General features: G+C 70.9%; 18 protein-coding genes. 9 read left to right on the top strand and 9 right to left on the bottom strand.

The window, feature by feature from the left end; all coding sequences use genetic code 11:
• Positions 1-152: 152 nt before the first annotated feature.
• Positions 153-1079 carry an LLM class flavin-dependent oxidoreductase gene (locus LV75_RS27610; protein ID WP_253890066.1) on the top strand — a complete coding sequence of 309 codons (927 nt, stop codon included), beginning with the start codon at positions 153-155 and terminating at the stop codon, positions 1077-1079.
• Positions 1080-1099: 20 nt separating this feature from the next.
• On the opposite strand, the gene LV75_RS27605 is transcribed toward LV75_RS27610, so the two are convergent.
• Entirely contained in the window at positions 1100-1639 is a 540-nt protein-coding gene (locus tag LV75_RS27605) for a snapalysin family zinc-dependent metalloprotease (RefSeq protein WP_253890065.1), read from the bottom strand.
• 355 nt (positions 1640-1994) lie between these two features.
• Between LV75_RS27605 and LV75_RS27600 the strand changes: the two genes are divergently transcribed.
• Both LV75_RS27600 and LV75_RS27595 read left to right on the top strand, forming a co-directional pair.
• Positions 1995-2717: a Vgb family protein gene (locus LV75_RS27600; RefSeq protein WP_308211053.1), complete on the top strand. Its 723-nt coding sequence runs from the start codon at positions 1995-1997 to the stop codon at positions 2715-2717.
• A 147-nt stretch (positions 2718-2864) separates the two neighbouring features.
• Entirely contained in the window at positions 2865-4430 is a 1566-nt protein-coding gene (locus tag LV75_RS27595; RefSeq protein WP_253890063.1) for a methyl-accepting chemotaxis protein, read from the top strand.
• Between the two features lie 7 nt (positions 4431-4437).
• Here LV75_RS27595 and LV75_RS27590 read toward each other — a convergent pair whose 3' ends face one another.
• Positions 4438-5037, bottom strand: a complete 600-nt coding sequence (locus tag LV75_RS27590; protein WP_253890062.1) for a nitroreductase family protein — start codon at positions 5035-5037, stop codon at positions 4438-4440.
• A 52-nt stretch (positions 5038-5089) separates the two neighbouring features.
• Between LV75_RS27590 and LV75_RS27585 the strand changes: the two genes are divergently transcribed.
• From LV75_RS27585 to LV75_RS27575, 3 genes are all read left to right on the top strand, one after another.
• Positions 5090-5944: an exodeoxyribonuclease III gene (locus LV75_RS27585; protein ID WP_253890061.1), complete on the top strand. Its 855-nt coding sequence runs from the start codon at positions 5090-5092 to the stop codon at positions 5942-5944.
• Between the two features lie 150 nt (positions 5945-6094).
• On the top strand, positions 6095-6811 hold the full coding sequence (locus LV75_RS27580) for a Crp/Fnr family transcriptional regulator (protein ID WP_253890059.1): 717 nt from the start codon (positions 6095-6097) through the stop codon (positions 6809-6811).
• A 55-nt stretch (positions 6812-6866) separates the two neighbouring features.
• Positions 6867-7406 carry a hypothetical protein gene (locus LV75_RS27575; protein WP_253890057.1) on the top strand — a complete coding sequence of 180 codons (540 nt, stop codon included), beginning with the start codon at positions 6867-6869 and terminating at the stop codon, positions 7404-7406.
• Here the strand turns inward: LV75_RS27575 and LV75_RS27570 are convergent.
• Positions 7347-7862, bottom strand: coding sequence for an OsmC family protein (locus LV75_RS27570; RefSeq protein ID WP_253890055.1), 516 nt, complete (start codon positions 7860-7862; stop codon positions 7347-7349). The two genes, LV75_RS27575 and LV75_RS27570, sit on opposite strands and share 60 nt — an antisense overlap.
• Positions 7863-7928: 66 nt before the next feature.
• Positions 7929-11363, bottom strand: coding sequence for an indolepyruvate ferredoxin oxidoreductase family protein (locus LV75_RS27565; RefSeq protein WP_253890053.1), 3435 nt, complete (start codon positions 11361-11363; stop codon positions 7929-7931).
• A 139-nt stretch (positions 11364-11502) separates the two neighbouring features.
• Between LV75_RS27565 and LV75_RS27560 the strand changes: the two genes are divergently transcribed.
• Together LV75_RS27560 and LV75_RS27555 are read left to right on the top strand one after the other, a co-directional pair.
• On the top strand, positions 11503-11982 hold the full coding sequence (locus LV75_RS27560) for an Lrp/AsnC family transcriptional regulator (protein WP_253890420.1): 480 nt from the start codon (positions 11503-11505) through the stop codon (positions 11980-11982).
• A 118-nt stretch (positions 11983-12100) separates the two neighbouring features.
• The gene (locus tag LV75_RS27555; RefSeq protein WP_253890051.1) at positions 12101-12652 is read left to right on the top strand and encodes a hypothetical protein; all 552 of its coding nucleotides are present in this window, start codon (positions 12101-12103) and stop codon (positions 12650-12652) included.
• 1 nt (position 12653) lies between these two features.
• Here the strand turns inward: LV75_RS27555 and LV75_RS27550 are convergent, their stop codons facing one another.
• The 4 genes from LV75_RS27550 to LV75_RS27535 are packed head-to-tail and all read right to left on the bottom strand — an operon-like array spanning position 12654 to position 15225.
• On the bottom strand, positions 12654-14000 hold the full coding sequence (locus LV75_RS27550) for a sensor histidine kinase (RefSeq protein ID WP_253890049.1): 1347 nt from the start codon (positions 13998-14000) through the stop codon (positions 12654-12656).
• Positions 13997-14680 carry a response regulator transcription factor gene (locus LV75_RS27545; protein WP_253890047.1) on the bottom strand — a complete coding sequence of 228 codons (684 nt, stop codon included), beginning with the start codon at positions 14678-14680 and terminating at the stop codon, positions 13997-13999. Before LV75_RS27545 ends, LV75_RS27550 begins: the two co-directional genes overlap by 4 nt.
• A gap of 12 nt (positions 14681-14692) precedes the next feature.
• Positions 14693-14854 (bottom strand): hypothetical protein, encoded by a 162-nt coding sequence (locus LV75_RS27540; protein ID WP_253890045.1) that lies wholly within the window; start codon positions 14852-14854, stop codon positions 14693-14695.
• The gene (locus tag LV75_RS27535) at positions 14851-15225 is read right to left on the bottom strand and encodes a hypothetical protein (RefSeq protein WP_253890043.1); all 375 of its coding nucleotides are present in this window, start codon (positions 15223-15225) and stop codon (positions 14851-14853) included. The genes LV75_RS27540 and LV75_RS27535 overlap by 4 nt, the downstream gene beginning before the upstream one ends.
• A 1127-nt stretch (positions 15226-16352) precedes the next feature.
• Here LV75_RS27535 and LV75_RS27530 point away from each other — a divergent pair.
• Entirely contained in the window at positions 16353-17603 is a 1251-nt protein-coding gene (locus tag LV75_RS27530; RefSeq protein WP_443612910.1) for an MFS transporter, read from the top strand.
• Here the strand turns inward: LV75_RS27530 and LV75_RS27525 are convergent.
• The gene (locus tag LV75_RS27525; RefSeq protein ID WP_253890039.1) at positions 17520-18104 is read right to left on the bottom strand and encodes a DUF5134 domain-containing protein; all 585 of its coding nucleotides are present in this window, start codon (positions 18102-18104) and stop codon (positions 17520-17522) included. The genes LV75_RS27530 and LV75_RS27525 overlap by 84 nt on opposite strands.
• Between the last annotated feature and the right edge of the window lies 1 nt (position 18105).

Genomic DNA, 18105 nt, shown 5'->3' with positions numbered 1-18105 from the left:
GAGCTTGGCCGCACTGTACTTGCTCTGGGTGCGGCGGAAGGCCCGATCGGCGCACTCTGTCCTGTGTAGTCGGTGGCGCCCATTCCCCGTCGGGAATTGCCCGTGCGCCCCGCCGACGGGCAGGTTGGCGGCGACCCGAGGAGGGAGTCACAATGCGCCTGGACTTCGGCTACCTACTGCCAACCTTCACCGCGGATCGCCGGCTCGACGCCCTGGTGGAGCTGGGTGGGCAAGCGGAGCACCTCGGCCTCGACTCGGTCTGGGTGCCGGACAGCCCGCTCGTCTACGGCCTGCCCGACCCGGTGGTGCTGCTGTCGGCGCTGGCCGCGACGACGCGGCGGATCACGATCGCCAGCGGGGTGCTGCTCGCCGCCCTGCGCAACCCCGTGCTGCTCGCGCACAGCCTGGCCACCCTCGACGCGCTGGCCCGCGGGCGCTTGGTCGTCGGCCTCGGCTCCGGGTTCGCCGACCCGGCGAGCGAGCGGCAGTTCGTCGCCGTCGGCGTGCCCTTCCGCGGCCGCGGCGAGCGCCTGACCGAGTCGATCACCGTGCTCCGCGCCCTGTGGGCCGCGCGGGGTGGGCCGGTCAGCCACGTCGGTCGCCACTTCAGCTTCCACGACGTCGCGCTCTCCCCGACGCCGCACTCGCCGTCGGGTCCGCCGATCTGGCTCGCCGGGTTGGGCGCACGCGCCGAGGAGCGGGTCGGGCAGCTGGCGGACGGCTGGCTGCCGTACCCGCCCACAGTGGACCGCTTCGCCGAGGGCTGGCACCGCGTCCAAGCCGCCGCGGCGGGCCGCGCTGCCCCACCGGTGCCCGGGCTGTACGCCACCGTCGCCGTTGACGCCTCCGCCGACACCGCGCGGCAGCGGCTGCGGACGACCGTCGAGCGGTGGTACGGCTACCCGTTCGACGCGGTCGCGCAGTTGCAGGCCGTGTACGCGGGCACCCCGGCCGGGGTGCGCGGCTGGTTGGAGCCGTACATCGAGGCCGGGGTGCGTACCGTCGTCCTTCGCGTCGCGGACGACCAGGTGCTGCGCGGCGTGGAGACCGCGGCGGACATCCGTGCGCGATTCGCCTGACCTGTGGTGGGAGCGGGGTGTCAGGCGAAGACGGCGTGCTCGTGCGGTGCGGGCGCGGGTGCGGCGATCCGACCGGTCCAGAAGCGCTGGACGGCGGCCAGTTCGGCGCTGCTCGGCTGGGCGTTCTGGCAACGCCCGCCCGCCATCACCTTGGCGCAGTTACCGATGTCCGACGGGTGGTTGAGGCTGAGGATGTGGCCGAACTCGTGCACGACGACCCGCAGGCTGCTGGCGCCGGAGCTGGTGATCTGGTTGCGGTAGAAGTAGATCTGGCCGCGGGTGCAGCCGACGCAGCTCGCGGTGCCCGGCGCCGAGCCGTTCTGCGCGGTGGTGATGGTGATGCCGCCGCTGCCCTTGACCAGCTTGACGCTGGTGACACCGGCGTTCCAGATCTTGACGGCGTCCTCGACGGTCGAGGTGAGCTCGGCCGCGCGGCTGGAGTCGTAGTAGATCGTGCGGACGAGGGTCTGCTGCGTGTCGGCGGTCGCGGTGCTCGGTGCGGCCAGGGTGAACGCGGTGAGCAAGCCGACGAGCGCGGCGAAGAACCGGGTGCGGGACATTGGGCTCCTCTGTGGGACGTTTTCCCGAACGTAAAGCCCGGACAACCGCGCGGACACCCAACAGGGAGCTATAGCCGTTCCCATTTCTTTCGCGCGCGTGTGCGCACTCGTGCTATATAGCCGCGCTTTATGACAAATGATGATGGCGAAGGTCACCCGTTGCGGGGGTGTGAACGGTGGGGAACGCGGCCGGGCGAGCGGGCTACCGTTCTCGTGTCTGCTTTTCCGTGGGCAGGCGGGCACAGAAGCGGCCGCGTGTCTCATCACCGACCGCCTTCCGCTTCTGTGCCACCCCCGGTCTGGCGGCTCTGCCTGGCGGCTCTGCCTGGCGGCTCTGTCTGGCAGGGTGGGCCCGGTGAACATCGACGAGTTCCCCGTCGGCGGCGCGCCTTACGGGATCACGGCCGGACCGGACGGCGCGCTGTGGTTCACCAGGGTGGTCGGCCCCGGGATCGGCCGGATCACCCCCGACGGCGACCACACCGACCACACCGCCGCGGGCCAGCCGTCGGTGATCACCGACGGGCCCGACGGCGCGCTGTGGTTCACCGAGATGAACCCGGCCAGGATCGGCCGCGTCACCCCCGACGGCGAGGTCAGCGGGTTCGACCTGCCCGAGGACAGCTTCCCCGCGATGATCACCAGTGGGCCCGACGGCGCGCTGTGGTTCGCCATGAACCGGACCGGCGCCATCGGCCGGACCACCACCGACGGGGTCACCACCACCTTCCCCCTGCCCACCCCGGACGCCGCCCCGGTCGGCATCTGCCGCCGCGGCGACGCGCTCTGGTTCGTCGAGATCGGCGCGGGCCAGGTCGGCCGGATCACCCCGGACGGCGCGGTCACCGAGTTCCCGCTGCCCGACCGCGCCGCCCGCCCCCACGCGATCACGGCGGGACCGGACGGCTGCTGGTTCACCGAATGGGCCACCGGGTACGTCGGCCACATCACCCCGGACGGCGCGATCGAGCGGTTCCCCCTGCCGGACCCGACCTCCGAACCGCACGGCATCGCGGTCGACGACCGGGGCGCGGTGTGGGTCGCCGTCGAGTCCGGTTCCCTCATCCGGCTGTCCTGACGAACACCGCACCGTGCCCGACGCCAGTGGGCGTACCGCGTACTGGAGACCGCCCGGACTGCCCCATCCGGGGGTATCGCGGGCGCAAGTCTCAGTTGCCCCTCCCGGGTGCCAATACCCCCGGCACACGTACGACGAGGGAGTGCCATGGGCCTGAGCATCCGTTTCCGCCTGCTGCTGATGGCGGGCGTCGGCGTTGTCGCGCTCGGTGCCATGGCAGGCGTCGCCACCTACGCGACCGGGGTCCAGTCGGATGCCACCGGCTCCCTGGCGGGGGTCAGCGCCGCGATGAGCGCCCAGTGGAACGCCGACATGATGCACGACGCCATCCGGGGCGACGTGATGGCCGCGATCAGCGCCCAGACCCCGGCTGAGCTGGAGGAGTTCGGCGCGGGCGAGGTCAGCGAGCACACCGCGACCATGCTGGCCAAGTTCGACACCGCCGCGGCGGGGGCGCCCGAGGCGTTGCGCGCTGGCTTCGTGGACACCCGGGCCGCGGTGCTCGACTACACCGCCAAGGCCCAGCACATCGTCACCACCGCCGGGACCGACCCGGTAGCGGCCAGGGCCGAGGTCGCCGCGTTCCTCGACGTGTTCACCCAGCTGGAGGACAAGCTCGGCGGCCTGGACGACGAGCTCTCCGCCGCGGTCGAGCAGCAGCGGGCCGAGGCCGACGACGCGGGCACCACCAACCTGACCCTGATCCTGCTCTGCGCGCTCGCCGCGGCCGTGGCCTTCGCCGGTATCTCGGCGTGGACGATCCGGACCATCCGCGGTCCGCTGCTGACCATGGTGCGCGGGCTGAAGGCGATCGCCGCCCGCGACCTGACCACCCGGGTCGACCTGGTCCGCGGCGACGAGCTCGGGGAGATGGCCCAGGCGATCAACGCGACCGCCGCCGCGATGAGCGAGGTGCTGACCTCGATGGGCGAGGGCACCGCGACCCTGCTCGCCGCCGGTGCCGACCTGGACCAGGTGTCCGGCCGCCTCGGTACCGCGGCCGCGGAGACGCTGGCCCGCACGAACGAGGTCGCCGAGTCCGCCGGGCGGGTGACCAGCACGATCACCGAGATCGCCGCCGCGTCGGCGCAGATCGGGTCCTCGGTCGACAGCGTCGCCCGGGCCAGTTCCGACGCCCAGTCGGTGTCCGCGCAGGCCGTCCGGGCCGCCGAGGACACCGCGACCGGGGTCCAGCGGCTGCGCACCGCGAGCCGGGAGATCGACGAGATCGTCCGCGCCATCACCTCCATCGCCGAGCAGACCAACCTGCTCGCGCTCAACGCCACCATCGAGGCGGCCAGGGCCGGTGCCGCGGGCAAGGGCTTCGCGGTGGTCGCCAGCGAGGTGAAGGACCTGGCGCAGGAGACGGCGCACGCCACCGAGAACGTCAAGTCCAAGATCAGCGTCATCCAGACCATGACCGGCGAGGCGGTCGACTCGATCGACGGCATCCGCAGCGTGATCACCCAGATCAACGACGGCCAGCAGAGCATCGGCACCGCGGTGGACGAGCAGACCCGCACCACCCAGGGCATCGCCGCCAGTGTCGGCGAGGTCAGCCAGACCACCGGGCAGATCCGTGAGTCTCTAGACGGGATCTCCAGCAGCGCCGCTCTTACCGCTGAGGGTGCTACCGCGACCCAACGGTCGGCCGCGACTCTTACCGCGACCGCCCGTCAGGTCAACGACATCATCGGGACGTTTACTTACTAGTGAGCCACTAGTGCTTGCCCCACTGCCCGCGGTGGACGACGTCAGCGACGGTTCGCTTGCGTTCGGCTATCCGGGCAGGTGGGGGCGGTAGGTCGGGTGCGCGGTAGCCGACGGTGAGCCCGCCGATGGGGTGGTACTCCTCGGGGATGCCGAACTCGGTGCGCAAGCCGTCGATGTTGTCGGGCATCACGCCGAAGAAGCACGCCCCGAGACCTTCGTCGACGGCGGTAAGAAGCATCAGCAGTGCTGCCATGCCGGTGTCGATGTGCCAGTAAGGGGCGGGCCACCGTGCCTCGGCGCGGTCGACCCAACCCTTGTCCTCTTCGGCATAGCGCTCGAGGTAGGCCATCTTGTGCGCCAACGGGATCACCACCAGCGGAGCGTCTTGCATCGTGGGTGTCTGCTCCACCCGGGTTGGTACGAACGGCCAGAAGCGGGCGCGATCCTCGGCGTCGGTAAGAGCCAGGAACGCCCAGCCTTGGGAGAAGCCCGCGGACGGGGCTCTTAGCGCGTTGGCCAAGACGCGCTCGATGACCTCAGGGGCAAGGGGTTGGTCTGTGTAGTGGCGCACCATCCGACGGCGCCGGACCACCTCGGAGAACTCCATACGAGCCAACGTACTCGCGCACGGCCTTCTTGCTAGGGCTAACGTTGGCCGCGTGCGCGTGGCTACCTGGAACGTGAACTCGGTGAAGCAGCGGCTACCCAGGCTGTTGCCCTGGCTCGACGAGCGGGCGCCTGATGTGGTGTGCCTGCAAGAGACCAAACTCGCCGACGACGCGTTCACCGCGCTCTTGGTGGGTCCGCTCGCTGAGCGCGGGTACGAGGTGGCGCTCAACGGTGAGGTCCAATGGAACGGCGTGGCGATCCTCTCGCGGGTAGGTCTAGAAGACGTTGTGCGCGGCATCCCTGACGGTCCCGGGTTCCCAGATCCCGAAGCGCGCGCTGTTTCCGCTACCTGCGGTGGTATCCGGGTGCATTCGGTGTATGTGCCCAATGGCCGCGAGCCGGATTCCGACCACTACCACTACAAGCTCGCGTGGTTGGCCGCCCTCCGCGACAACGTCGCCGCCGGTCCCGAAGAGGTCATGGTGTGCGGTGATGTAAACATCGCCCCAACTGATGCGGATGTCTTCGATCCGGCGGCCTATGAAGGCCACACGCACGTGACCCCACCCGAGCGTGCCGCCCTTGCCGAACTTATGGGCGTTGGATTGCACGACGTGGTCCGCGATAGGTGGCCGACCGAGCGGGTCTTCTCCTACTGGGATTACCGCGCTGGCATGTTCCACAAAGATCTGGGGATGCGGATCGACCTCATTCTGGCGAGCTCGCCGGTCGCCGGTAGGGCCGCCGCGGCCTGGGTGGATCGCCAGGCGCGTAAGGGGACTGGGCCTAGTGACCACGCACCCGTTATAGTTGATCTTGACGACGCGCCGGACGGTGACATCGGACCGGTAGTCCCACCGCCATCGGTGCGGGGTAAGACGGCGAAGCTCCCACAATCGCCGTAAAACAAAGGACTACTCGCAGTAGAACACTTCGCCGTTCGTCGTGGGCTGATCCGGGATACCTGACCGGCATCGGGGTGATTGGGCCCGAACGCCTCGGCAACCCCCGCGCGCGAGTTCCTACCGTCGACCGTACGACGGACGGGAGACGACGTGGGTGCAGATTCCGACTGGCCGTTGACCACCTTGCTCGGTTCGCTTCCCGAGCGCACTCGAACGGCACTGTTAGCGGCGGGCGCCGAGATTCGCTACCCGCGCAATCACTACCTCTTGCGCCAAGATGAGGAAGGCGACATCGCCTACATCATCATGGAAGGCGCGGTGAAGGTGTTCGTGGAGACCGCGAACGGCACCAAGAGCCTCTTAGGCATCCGCGTCGCCGGGGACATGGTCGGCGAAATGGGCGCCATCGACCCCGAGGCCCGACGCTCGGCGACGGTTCAGGCCGCGACCGCGGTGGTGGTCCGCTCGGTGCACCGCAACCGCTTGCGCGCGCTGATGTCGGAGTACCCGGACCTGGCCATCGAGGTGAGCCGGATGATCAGCTCCCGGCTGCGCTGGGCCAACCGCCGCCGGGTCGACGCCACCATCAAGGACGGCCGGGTCAAGCTGGGCAGGCTGCTGGTCGAGCTGGCCAGCTTCTACGGCGAGCAGGTGGGTGAGCACTGGGACCTGCGCATCCAGCTCACCCAGCACGAGCTCGGCTACATGGCTGGCCTGGCCAACCGCACGGTCGAGAAGGCGCTCGCCGACCTGGAGCAGGACCGGGTGATCAGCAAGGCCTACCGCCGGATCCGGATCACCGACCTGCCCCGGCTCCGGGAGATCGCGGGCTGGGGCGACAATCCGCCGCCGTGCGTAGTGCCCTAGCCTCAAGTGCCGGAGAGTGTCGATCGCCCCCAAGGCGACACGAAAGGCTCAAGCAATGGCACCGATCGGCGCAGAGTCCCGGCGACTCTGCGTGGCCGCCGCGGGAACCAGTTGCCCCGCCGCCGAGAAGGTCCTGACGGCCGCCGCCGACGCCGCGGGCCTGTCGCCGCAGTGGCGGCCGGGCGCCCTCGTGGCCGTGCTCGGCCCACCCGCCACCCCGGCTGACCGCTTCCTGCGCGCCCTGGACACCGAGCTGCGCGCCCACAACGCCACCCAGGACCGCCTCCGCCTGCGGGTCGCCCTGCACGAGGGCAGCACCCCGGAGGTCCGGCACCTGCTGACCGCGCCGGTGCTGGTCGACGCGCTCGACGAGGCGCCGGACGCCAACCTGGCCGTGCTGCTGTCCGACCGGATCCCCGGCGCCGCCCAGCCGCCGGAGTGCCACGAGGTCCTGCTGCGCGGCAACGACATCGCCGTCTCGCCCAGGGCCTGGCTGTGGCTCCCCGGCTGGCGGCCGGGCGCCGCCGAGCGGAGGTCAGGCGAGTTCGACGGTGACCGGGACTGGGTTGCCCAGGGTGTGGCCCACCGGGGATGAGGCGATGACCTTCTGGTGCAGGGCCTCGATGTCGGCCGCCGGGGCGGGGGAGGCGATGCGGACCTTGGCGGTGATCGAGTCGAAGCCCGCGTGGCCTTGCGCGAGGCCGAGGAAGACGTGCAGGTTGACGTCGCCGCGCAGGTCGATGGCCAGGGAGTCCAGCGGGATCCCGGCGACGGTGGCGTTGGCGGCGTAGCCGACGGCCAGGCAGTTGCCGAGGGCGGCGAGGAGCTGCTCGACCGGGTTGGGGGCGGTGTCGTCGCCGCCGAGCGCGGGGGGCTCGTCGGAGTGGGACTCGGCGAACGCGCGGACCTTGGCGGTGGACTGGAAACCGCCCTGCCAGCGCACGTGGGCCGCCCAGGTGGTGCGCGCCTTCGCCTTGTCCTGCTGGATCGCCGACACCAGAGCGCCGACCGCTTCGATGTTGACGTCGTTGAGCCGGGTTTCCACCGTCATCTTCGCTCCTGAGGTTGAGGGGCCCCAGATTCCGACGGTGGAAATCCCAGCGCAACAGCAACCGCGCTATGAGACGGCGGGCCTTCCGGTTGACACGGTGCTTCCCAGCAGGGCGAGCGATTCCGCGAGCTTTTCGCGATAAAGCTCCACGTTCGCCAGCTTGATCTCCTCGTACCCGCGCACCACGTCCGGCAGGTCCGCGATCCGCACCGCGAGGTCGTACTGGTCCAAAGCGGACAGCAGCCGGGGCACGAGCGACTCGTACTCGCTCACCAGTTCCCGCTCGACCTTGCGCAGGTGCGCCCGGCCGAACGGGTCCAGCGCCGTGCCGCGCAGGCCGCGCATCGCCCGCAGGACCGCGAACGCCGGACCGGCGGTGCGCTTCAAGGTGATCTTGCGGCGCATGCCCATCGCCCGCAGCACCGGCGGGTGCAGCGCGTAGCCGACCTGGGTGCCCGGGCCGAACTCGGCCTCGACCTCGGCGCGCGCGGCCAGGTGCAGCCGGGCGACCTCGTACTCGTCCTTGTAGGCCATCAGCTTGAACAGGTTGCGCGCGACCGCCTCCGACAGCGCGCTCGGCAGCCCCGCCGCCCGCTCCGCGTCCGCGACCTGCCGCACGACGGCCAGGTAGCGCTGGGCGTAGTCCTCGTTCTGGTAGGCCACCAACTCGGGCAGCCGCACGTCGAGCAGCCTGCGCAGCTCACCGGTGAAGCCCTCCGCCAACGGCGACGGCACCACCTCCGGCGCGGTCGTCCCGTCGATCCAGGTCGGGTCGAGCACCGCCTTGCGACCGGCGCGGAACGCCTGCACCGTGGTCGCCACGCCGACGCCGTTGAGCTCGATGGCCTTCTCGATCGCCTCGGCCGACAGCGGCAGCACACCGAGCTGGTAGGCCGCGCCGATGACCAGGAAGTTCGCCGCCGCGGTGCTGCCGAACAGCCGCTCGGCCAGGTCGAGCGCGTCGAACGCGCGCAGGTCCCTGGTCCGCGCGGCGATCTTGGGCACCAGGTCGCCGGGGAAGGCCACCGTGTGGTCCACGACCATCCGGCCGGTCGGCACCTGCGCGGTCGAGACCACCGCCACCGTCCGGTCCTCGCCGCAGCGCGACAGGTTCGGCTCGGTCGTGGCGGCCAGCGGGTCGAACACCAGGTACCCGTCCGCGGCACCCGCGGGCACCAGGCCGGGCAGCTCGTCGCGCTCCGGGGAGATCCGCAGGTGCGACACCACCGCGCCCGCCTTCTGGCTCAGGCCGGTCTGGTCCAGCGCCCGCGCGTCGAGCCCGCTGATCAGCGCGGCCGTGGCGAGCACCTGGTTCGCGGTGACCACGCCGGTACCGCCGATGCCGACCATCACCAGCGCGGCCGCGGTGGGCCTCGCCGCGGGCTCGGGCAGGTCGGCGGGCAGCTCGGCGCGGTCGATCTTCTTGGCCTTCCCGGTGCCCGGCACCACCGTCATGAACGACGGGCAGTCGCCGAGCAGGCAGGAGTAGTCCTTGTTGCACGAGGTCTGGTCGATCTGCGTCTTGCGGCCGAACTCGGTCTCCACCGGCTCGACGCTCAGGCAGTTGGACTTGCGGCCGCAGTCGCCGCAGCCCTCGCACACCGCCTCGTTGATGTGCACCCGGGTCACCGGGTCGACCGCCTTGCCGCGCTTGCGCTTGCGCCGCTTCTCCGCCGCGCACTCCTGGTCGTAGAGGATCACCGTCACGCCCGCGGTGTCGCGCAGCTCCCGCTGGACCTCGTCGAGGTCGTCGCGGTGGCGCACCCGCACCCCCGGCGCCCACGTCGTGCCGCGCGGGTACTTGCCGGGCTGGTCGGTGACCACGACAACCTTGGCGACGCCCTCGGCGTGCAGCATCCGGGTCACCGAGGCGGGGTCGACCGAACCGTCGGCGTGCTGGCCGCCGGTCATCGCCACGGCCGCGTTGTAGAGCAGCTTGAAGGTGATGTTGGTGCCCGCAGCGACGGCCTGGCGCACGGCGAGGCTGCCGGAGTGGAAGAACGTGCCGTCGCCCAGGTTCTGGAAGAAGTGCGGGGTGTCGGTGAACCGCGCGGCACCCACCCAGCTGACGCCCTCGCCGCCCATCTGGGTGAAGCCGACGCTGCGGTCCATGAACGTGGTCAGCGCGTGGCAGCCGATGCCCGCGCCCGCCAGCGACCCGTCCGGGATCTCCGTCGACCGGTTGTGCGGGCAGCCGGAGCAGAAGAACGGGGTGCGGTTGACCAGCGGCAACGCGATCCGCGGCCTGCTGGAGCGCTCCGGCAGCCGCACGTGCTCGCGGCCGAGCCGCTCGGCCAGCAGCGGCCCGAGCACGGTCACCAGCCGGTCGGCCTCCAGCGCGCCCGTCACCGGGATGAGCGGCTTGCCGTCCGCGCCGCGCTTGCCGTGCACCCGCGGCCGCACGGCCCGGTCGAACAGGGCCTCCTTGACCAGCGTCTCGATGAACGCCCGCTTGTCCTCGACCACGACGATCTCGTCCAGGCCGTCGGCGAACTTCCCGATCAGGTCCTGGTCGAGCGGGTAGGCCATGCCCAGCCGCAGCAGGCGGACCCCGCGGCGGTCCAGTTCGGACTCGGGCAGCCCCATCCGGCCGAGCGCGTCGCGCAGGCAGGCGTAGGTGTGCCCGGACGCGATGATCCCCAGCCGCGCCTCGCGGGTCGCGCCCTCGATCCGGTTCAGCCCGTTCGCGGTGCCGAACGCGACCGCCGCGGCGAGCCTGCCCTCCAGCACCTCGCGCTCCAGGGCCAGCGCCTCGGGGATGCCCACACCCGCCTTGAACGTCGGCTTCCACGGCCGCCCGTTCCACTCGAACTCCGGCACCACGACCTCGGGCACCACACCGAGGTCGACCACCTCGTAGGCGTCGCCGATGGCGGTGACCACGGTGAACGCCGTCCACGCGCCGCTGAACCGGGACATCTCGATGCCGAAGCGGCCCAGCCGCAGCACGTCGGCCACGTCGACCGGCGCCAGCACCGGCATGTACGACTCGGCCAGCGCCATGGTCGAGTTCGACGGCAGCGACGAGGACTTGCTCGCCGGGTCGTCCCCGGCCACCACCAGCACGCCGCCCTTGGGCGTGGTTCCCATCCAGGTGCCGTGCTTGAACGCGTCGACCGACCGGTCCACGCCGGGTGCCTTGCCGTACCAGAGGCCGAAGACGCCCTCGAAGCGCGAGCCGGGCAGCTGCGGCGCCAGTTGGGAGCCGTAGACGACCGTCGCGCCCAGCTCCTCGTTGACCCCGGGGATGAACTCGATGTCGTGCGCGGCGAGCAGCTTGGCGTTGCGCTCCAGCACCAGGTCCAGCCCGGCCAGCGGCGACCCGCGGTAGCCCGACACCAGCCCGGCGGTCTTCCAGCCGCGCGCCTGGTCGGCCCGGCGCTGGTCGAGCAGCAGCTTGCCCAGCGCCTGGACCCCGGTGAGCGCGCCCCGGCCGCTGTCGCGGCTGACCACGTCCGCCGGTCGGTAGTTGGCGGCAAGCTCCGGTACCACGGCCGTCATCGCGTCCACACCTCTTCCGTGCGCCCTGCGCGCCTTCTGACAAGAAGACGGCTCTCTATGAGCGCTGTGCAAGACTCAGTGTTCAGGTTTGCGCAGATCGCGCAAAACTGACTCCCTCGACCGTGGAAGGTTGCGCATCGTGGGCATGGTCAACCGGCTCGACCTGCGGGTGATCCGCGAGCTCGTCGCGAACCCGCGGGTCGGCATCACCGAGCTGGCCGAGCGGTTGGGCATCGCGCGCAACACCGCGCACGCCAGGGTGGGCAGGCTGGAGCGCCAGGGCGTGGTGGGGCCGCGCGGTCGGGCGGTGGACTACACGCAGCTCGGCGTCGAGGTCACCGCGTTCGTCACGGTGCAGGTCGCCCAGGGTAGGCTCGTCTCGGCGATCGAGGACCTGACCGCGGTGCCCTACGTGCTCGAGGCGCACGGCATCGCGGGCGACGGCGACCTGCTGGTGCGGGTGGTCGCGCGCAACACCAGGCACCTGCACGAGGTGATCAACGCCGTGCTCGCCTGCCGGGGCGTCATCCGCAGCACCACCGCGGTCGCGATGACCGAGCAGATCCCGTTCCGGGTCGCCCCGCTGCTGGACGCGGTGGAGCACTCGCTCGCCGAGTGAGACCTCCATTGTGTGTCCCGTTTGGTCACATCCGGGTATCGGGTTGTCCGGGAACGGCGCCGCTAGTCGAGTGTTTGCAGTAGGTTCCCGTGCCAAGCTCGGCGAAGGGAACCCGCCTGTGGACCGACTCCTGGTTGCGGCTTTCAGTTTTCCCGCAGTCGTTTTCACATTCCTCTTGGTCGTCGTCGCGGGCTACTGGTTGCTCGTCGCGATCGGTGTGTCCACTGTGGAGTCTGTTGGGGCCGCCGACCCCGAGGCCTTCGGTCTGGGGCGGGTTCCGCTCAGCGTCGCGCTCTCGCTGGTCACCTGCCTGGCGTGGGGGATCAGCATGGCTGGCGATTTGCTGCTCGGTTCCGCGGAGCCGTCCCCGCTGGTGCCGGGGGCGTTCGTTCTCGTTGTCGCATTGGTGATCGCGCTAATCGGAACTCGATTCACGATTCCGCTGCTCAACAAACTCCTGCCGGTCCGGTTGGACCTCGTCGGAACCGATTGCGTCGTGCGCACCGGCCGGGTCGACGACCATTTCGGCGCGGCGGAGGCGACCACCGCCGACGGCCGCACGGTGATCGTCCAGGTCCGCCAGGCCGGTGCGCGCCCGCTGCGCACCGGCGCCCGCGCCCGGATCCAGGAGTACGACCGCCGGGGCGGCTTCTTCTGGATCGCGGGCTGAGCTACCCGGTCGGCAGCCGGACGGTGAACGCGGCGCCGCCCTCGGCAGCCGGACCGGCCGAGATCGAGCCGTTCATCCTGGTGACCAGGCCGTGGACCAGGGCGAGGCCGATCCCGGTGCCCACCGGGCGGCTGCCCGCGTAGCGCGCGTTCAGCAGCCCGCGCTCGAAGGCCACCGCGTACTCCTCCGGCGCCAGCCCCGGCCCGCCGTCGCGCACCTGCAACACCGCTTGACCTGGTGAAACGCCGAGCGACAAGACGATCGGCCGCCCCGCCGGGGTCACCCGCAGGGCGTTCTCGGCCAGCCCGTCGACCACCTGCCGCAGCCGCCGGGGGTCGGCGAGGGTCAGCACCGGCCCGGCCGGGGACTCCACGCCGAAGCGGACCCCGGCCGCGGCGCAGCGGGCCGACCACACCTGGGCCGACTCGGCGACCAACGCGGTCAGGTCCACCGGGACCAGGTCCAGCCGGAAGTCGTCCGCGCCGAGGCGGGCCAGGTCGAGCAGGTCGCTGACCAGCCGGTCCAGCCGGTCGGCCTCCTGCTCGATGGTGCGGCCCGCGGCGGCGACCGCGTCCCCGGTGACCACGCCGTCGGCCAGGGACTCGGCGAAGCCCTTCACCGCGGTCAACGGCGTGCGCAGTTCGTGCGACACCGACAGCAGGAACTCCCGCTGCCGCGACTCGCTGCGGTGCAGCGCGTCGGACAGGTCGTTGACCGCCGCCGCCACGTCGGCGACCTCGCGCGGACCCTCGACGGGCGCCCGCAGGTCGCGGCGGCCGTGCGTCATCGAGTAGGCGACGGTCGCGGTCCTGGTCAGCGGGCGGGCCAGCAGCCGGGCCAGCACCAGCCCGGCAACCGCGGCGACCAGCAGACCGATGCCGAGCGCGACGACGATGTGGCGGACCAGCTTGCGGCCCGCGCCCTTGGCCGCCTCCGCCTCCCGCACCAGCGCGATCGCCCCGCGCGCGTCCGCGGGGCGCAGCTCGACCAGCAGCGTCCGCCCCTGCGCCTCGACCGCCTTGTGCTGCGGCGCGGTCACCCCGAGCAGCCCGGCCTGCCGCGCCGCCCTCTCCGCGGTCGCGTCCCCGCTCACGACCACCCCGTTCGGCCGCGCCTGCACCACGGCGACACCCTGGCCGTTGAGCACCTCGACCATCCGCCGCAGGCCGATGCGGTTGTCGGCGAACTGGCTGACGAACACGTCGGCCTGGTCGGACAGGGTCTGCTGGGTCACCTCGGTCGCGGTGGAGACCACCAGCCGCGCCGAGATGAGCCCGCCGACCACCGCCACCACGCCCGCCACCGCCAGGCAGAGCGCGGTGACGCGGACCGCGAGCGTGCCCCTCACCCGCGGTCCGCCGCGTAGCCGACCCCGCGCACCGTCCGAATCGGACTCCCCGCCCCGAGCTTCGCCCGCAGCTGCGCGATGTGCACGTCCACCGTCCGCGTCCCGGCGGCCGCCGCGTACCCCCACACCGCGCTGAGCAGCTGCGCCCGCTCGAACACCTGCCCCGGCCTGCGCATCAGGTGCGCGAGCAGGTCGAACTCGGTGGTGGTCAGCGCCACCTCGACCTCGGCGCTCCACACCCGCCGCTGCCCGAGGTCGAGCCGGGTGCCACCCGCCCGCAGCACCTCCCCGCCACCGGGCCCGTTCACTCGCCGCAGCACCGTGCGCACCCTGGCCACCAACTCCCGCGGGCTGAACGGCTTGGTGATGTAGTCGTCCGCCCCCAACTCGAGGCCCAACACCCGGTCCACCTCGTCATCCCGAGCCGTCACGAACAACACCGGCGTCCAGTCGTCGGCCGCCCGCATCCGCCTGCAAACCTCAACCCCATCGATCCCGGGCAGCCCGATGTCGAGCACCACCGCGACCGGCTTGAGCCGCTGGCTGGCCGCGAGCGCTCCGGTCCCGTCGGTCTCCACGTGCACGCCGAACCCGTCGCGCCGCAGGTAGAGCGTGACCAGCTCAGCGATGGCCCGGTCATCCTCGACGACCAGCACCAGCCCGCGACCGGGATCCGTCATGGGCGCACCGTACTAGTCCCCAGCCAACTCGGACTCGACGTTGTCCAGTGTGGACTCGATACCGGTCAGCTCCTGCTCGATCGAGCCGTTGCTCGGTGTGGGGCTGTTGCTTGTGTCTTTACAAGACGCGCATGCCAGCAGCAGGGCGATCACGGTCAGGGCGCGGCGCATCACTTGGTGCCGCAGTACTTGTTCTTGAAGTCCGCGGCCCGCTGCTTGACCTTGGTCAACTGGTCGATCTTGGCGGTACGGCGGTCCGCGCGTTCGCGGAGAAGGGTGGCGGAGGTCTGCCTGCCCGCTGCCTGCTCCTTGTCGGCGCGCGCTCGTAGCCACGCGGCCGAGCCCTTGGTATCAGCCGAACCGTTGATGCGGTCGATGAGCTTGGTGGTGCGTTCTTCGATGCGGGGGATGCGTTTCTGGCAGATGGTGGCTACTTGGTCGGGGGAGAGGGTGATGGTGACAGGCGTGCTGGGCTGGGCGCTGGCTACGCCTGCGGTTGCTGCGGACAGGGCGAGAGTGAGGGCGGTGATGATGGTCGCTCGCATGGGGGTCCTCCCTTGGGTGATGGGGAGAGTTTGTCGGGGGTGGGTAAAGAGGGGCGGGGGTGGGAGGTTTGGGTTGTGTAAGGGTGGGCTGCTGAGGTCGAGCTCAGGTTGTCCACAACTGCTGGTGTTGTCCACAGGCTGCTGTTTGCTGCTGCCGGTTTGTTGGGGTGCGTCGGTAGGCTGTATTTCGGGGGCACTTGATTCAGTTGATCTTGCGGGTGTGCATTGTTGTGGGCGGTTGTCCACAACGCCTTCGGTTGTCCACAGGCCGTGGTCGCTGGTGCTGTTTTGTCGGGCTTACTCGGTAAGCTGTATATCGGGGGCTCTTGTGGCAGATGATCTTGCCGGGGTGGTCCGGAGTTGGTTATCCACAACGTTCTTTGTTGTCCACAGGGCGTTGGTTGCTGGCCCCGTTGTGTCGGTGGTGCGCGGTAGGCTGTGTATTTGGGGGCTTTCGGTCAGGTTGATCTTGGCGTAGGCCGTGGTTGGGGATGCGGGGCAAGGGATTCGGGCCTCCGCCTTCGGCTCCGGTGGACGCCTCGTCGCCTGGCGGCAACATCGGCGGGAAACGCGACAATGCGACAAGCTCGATGGGGCGAACTTATTTTGCGCGGGGCCCCTACAACACCCGACGCAGAACCGCAAAGCAGGGGCCCAAAAGCAGGCCCTGCCGCGCTGAAACGCTACGGGTGTTGTCCCCCCACGCAAAACAAGTCCGCCCCATCGAGCCGGCTTGGCACCAGCGACTCCGAGGAGCGCGGGCTGGGTTGGCAGGGCCGATGAGGGCGGGCTGGGGTGGCACCGGCCGTTCCGGGTGTCCAGGTGCTGGTCAGGTGGGCTGGGGCGGACCTGACGGGAGTTGGCCTGGCATCGGCGACTCCGAGGAGCGCGGGGTTGAGCAGGTGGGGGGCGGATCTGGCGGGGGCTGGGACGGCCCAGCGGCTGCCGAGTGGTCAGGTGCTGAGGTGGCGGGGCTGACTCGGGCGGGCTGGGATGGCGCCGGTGGCATCCGGGGTCCAGTGGCCAGGTGAGCTGAGGCCGGAGGTTGGCGTCAGCGACTCCCTGCAACCCATGGCTGGCACCTGCGACTTCCTGCAGTCCAAGGGGGGCAGTGGTCGGAGCGAGGAATGGCAGGCCCGAAAAGTCGAGACGTTGACGTGGATGTGAGGGGGATTCAGGATTGGGGGATGAGGTCTCGGTGGGTTGTGGTGTGGGCGTTCGCTGGGCTTGGGGTGGCTACTCAGGTGAGTTGGCTGGCTTATGCGGCGACCACCACGGCGGCGGCGGGGCATTTTGGGGTTTCGGAGCAGGCGGTCGGGTGGTTGGCCAATCTGTTCCCGTTGTTGTTCGTGGTGCTGGCCATTCCGGCGGGGGTGGCGCTGGATCGGGCGCTGCGGCCCACGCTGGCCGTCGGGGCGGTGCTCATCGCGGTGGGGGCGGCGTTGCGGGTGACCGTGGATGTCTACTGGGCGGCGCTTGTTGGCCAGATGTTGGCCGCCGTCGCGCAGCCTGTGCTCGCGGGGGCCATCACGCGGGTCGCGGCCGCTTACCTGCGGGTGAAGGACCGTCCACTGGGGATCGCCATCGGGGCCGGGGCGACGTACCTCGGCATGATCACCGCCATCGGGATCGGGACCGCCATCCCGGACGACGTGCCGTTGGTCGTGGCCGTCGGGGCCGGATTCTCGATCTTGACCGCGGTCGCGGGCCTGGTCGCGCTCAAGGTCGCGCCGGGGTACGACCGGGTGGCCGCGGGGTCGCCGTTGGCCGTGTGGCGGGCGCCGGGGGTGCCGGTGCTGGCGGCGGTCGTCTTCCTCGGGATGGGGATCTTCGTCGCGCTCGCCACCTGGTTGGAGCCGTTGCTCGCCCCGGCCGGGATCGGCGCGGACACCTCGGGGCTGCTCCTGCTGCTGATGCTGGTCGCTGGTGTGGCGGGTTGTGTGGTGGTGCCGCCGTGGGCCGCGCGCCGGTCGGCTGAACCGCGGGCGCTCCAACTGGCCGGGCTGGTCACCGCGCTGGTCTGCCTCCTGCTCGGGTTCCTCCCCAAACTCACCGGTTTCGCGACAAGCCCGCTGCTGGGGTTCGCGCTCCTGTCCGCGCTGCCCGTCGCGTTGGCGATGGTCGAGAGGCACGATCCGGAGCGGGCGGGACCGATCACGTCGCTGGTGTGGTTGACCGGCAACGCGGGTGGGCTGGTCGTCTCGCTCGGCGTCGGGCTGCTGCTCGACACCCCCGCGCTCGCTTTCGCCCTGCTCGCCGTGCTCGGTGTGGGGGCGGCGGTGCTGGCCGCGCGGCTACAGCGTCACGAAGATCAGGTACCCGGTCCCGGCCGCCATGGTGAGTTGGCAGGCAGCGGCGACGCGGGTGTCCGCGAGTAGGCCGGGGCCGCGGGCGCCGCGCAGCACCGCCGGTCCCAGGAGGACGGTTTGGAACGCGAAGAAGACGACGAAAGCCCAACCCAGGGCGGGTAGTGCCGCCTGCCCGGTGTGCGGACCGGTCCACGGTGTGGACATGGAGTGCGCTGTGTGGGGGACCGCCAACAGCATGTACAGCATCCCCAGCCCGGCTGCCGCGTGCTGCCAGTCAGGGCCGTGCCAGCCGATCGGCGCCCGGCCGCCGCGCAGCACAGCCGCACCCAGGAACCAGCCGGTCACCAGGGTGAACAGCGCCACCCACCCGGCGGCGGGCAGCGGGCCGCCGACCGGGGAGCACATCACCGCCATGCCCGTGGCCGTGGTCGCGTGCGCGGTGTCGACCGCGCGGTGGCCACCGGTGTAATCGGGCGAGCCCGGTCGGGCGGCGGCGCAGAGGCGGGCGACGCTGTACCCGGCGATCGCGAGGAACGCCGTGGTGAGCACCCAGCCGACCCATGTCGCCACC

The sequence above is a fragment of the Actinokineospora diospyrosa genome (assembly GCF_024171925.1).
Lineage (GTDB): Bacteria > Actinomycetota > Actinomycetes > Mycobacteriales > Pseudonocardiaceae > Actinokineospora > Actinokineospora diospyrosa.
This window is presented reverse-complemented; position numbering and strand designations above follow the sequence as displayed.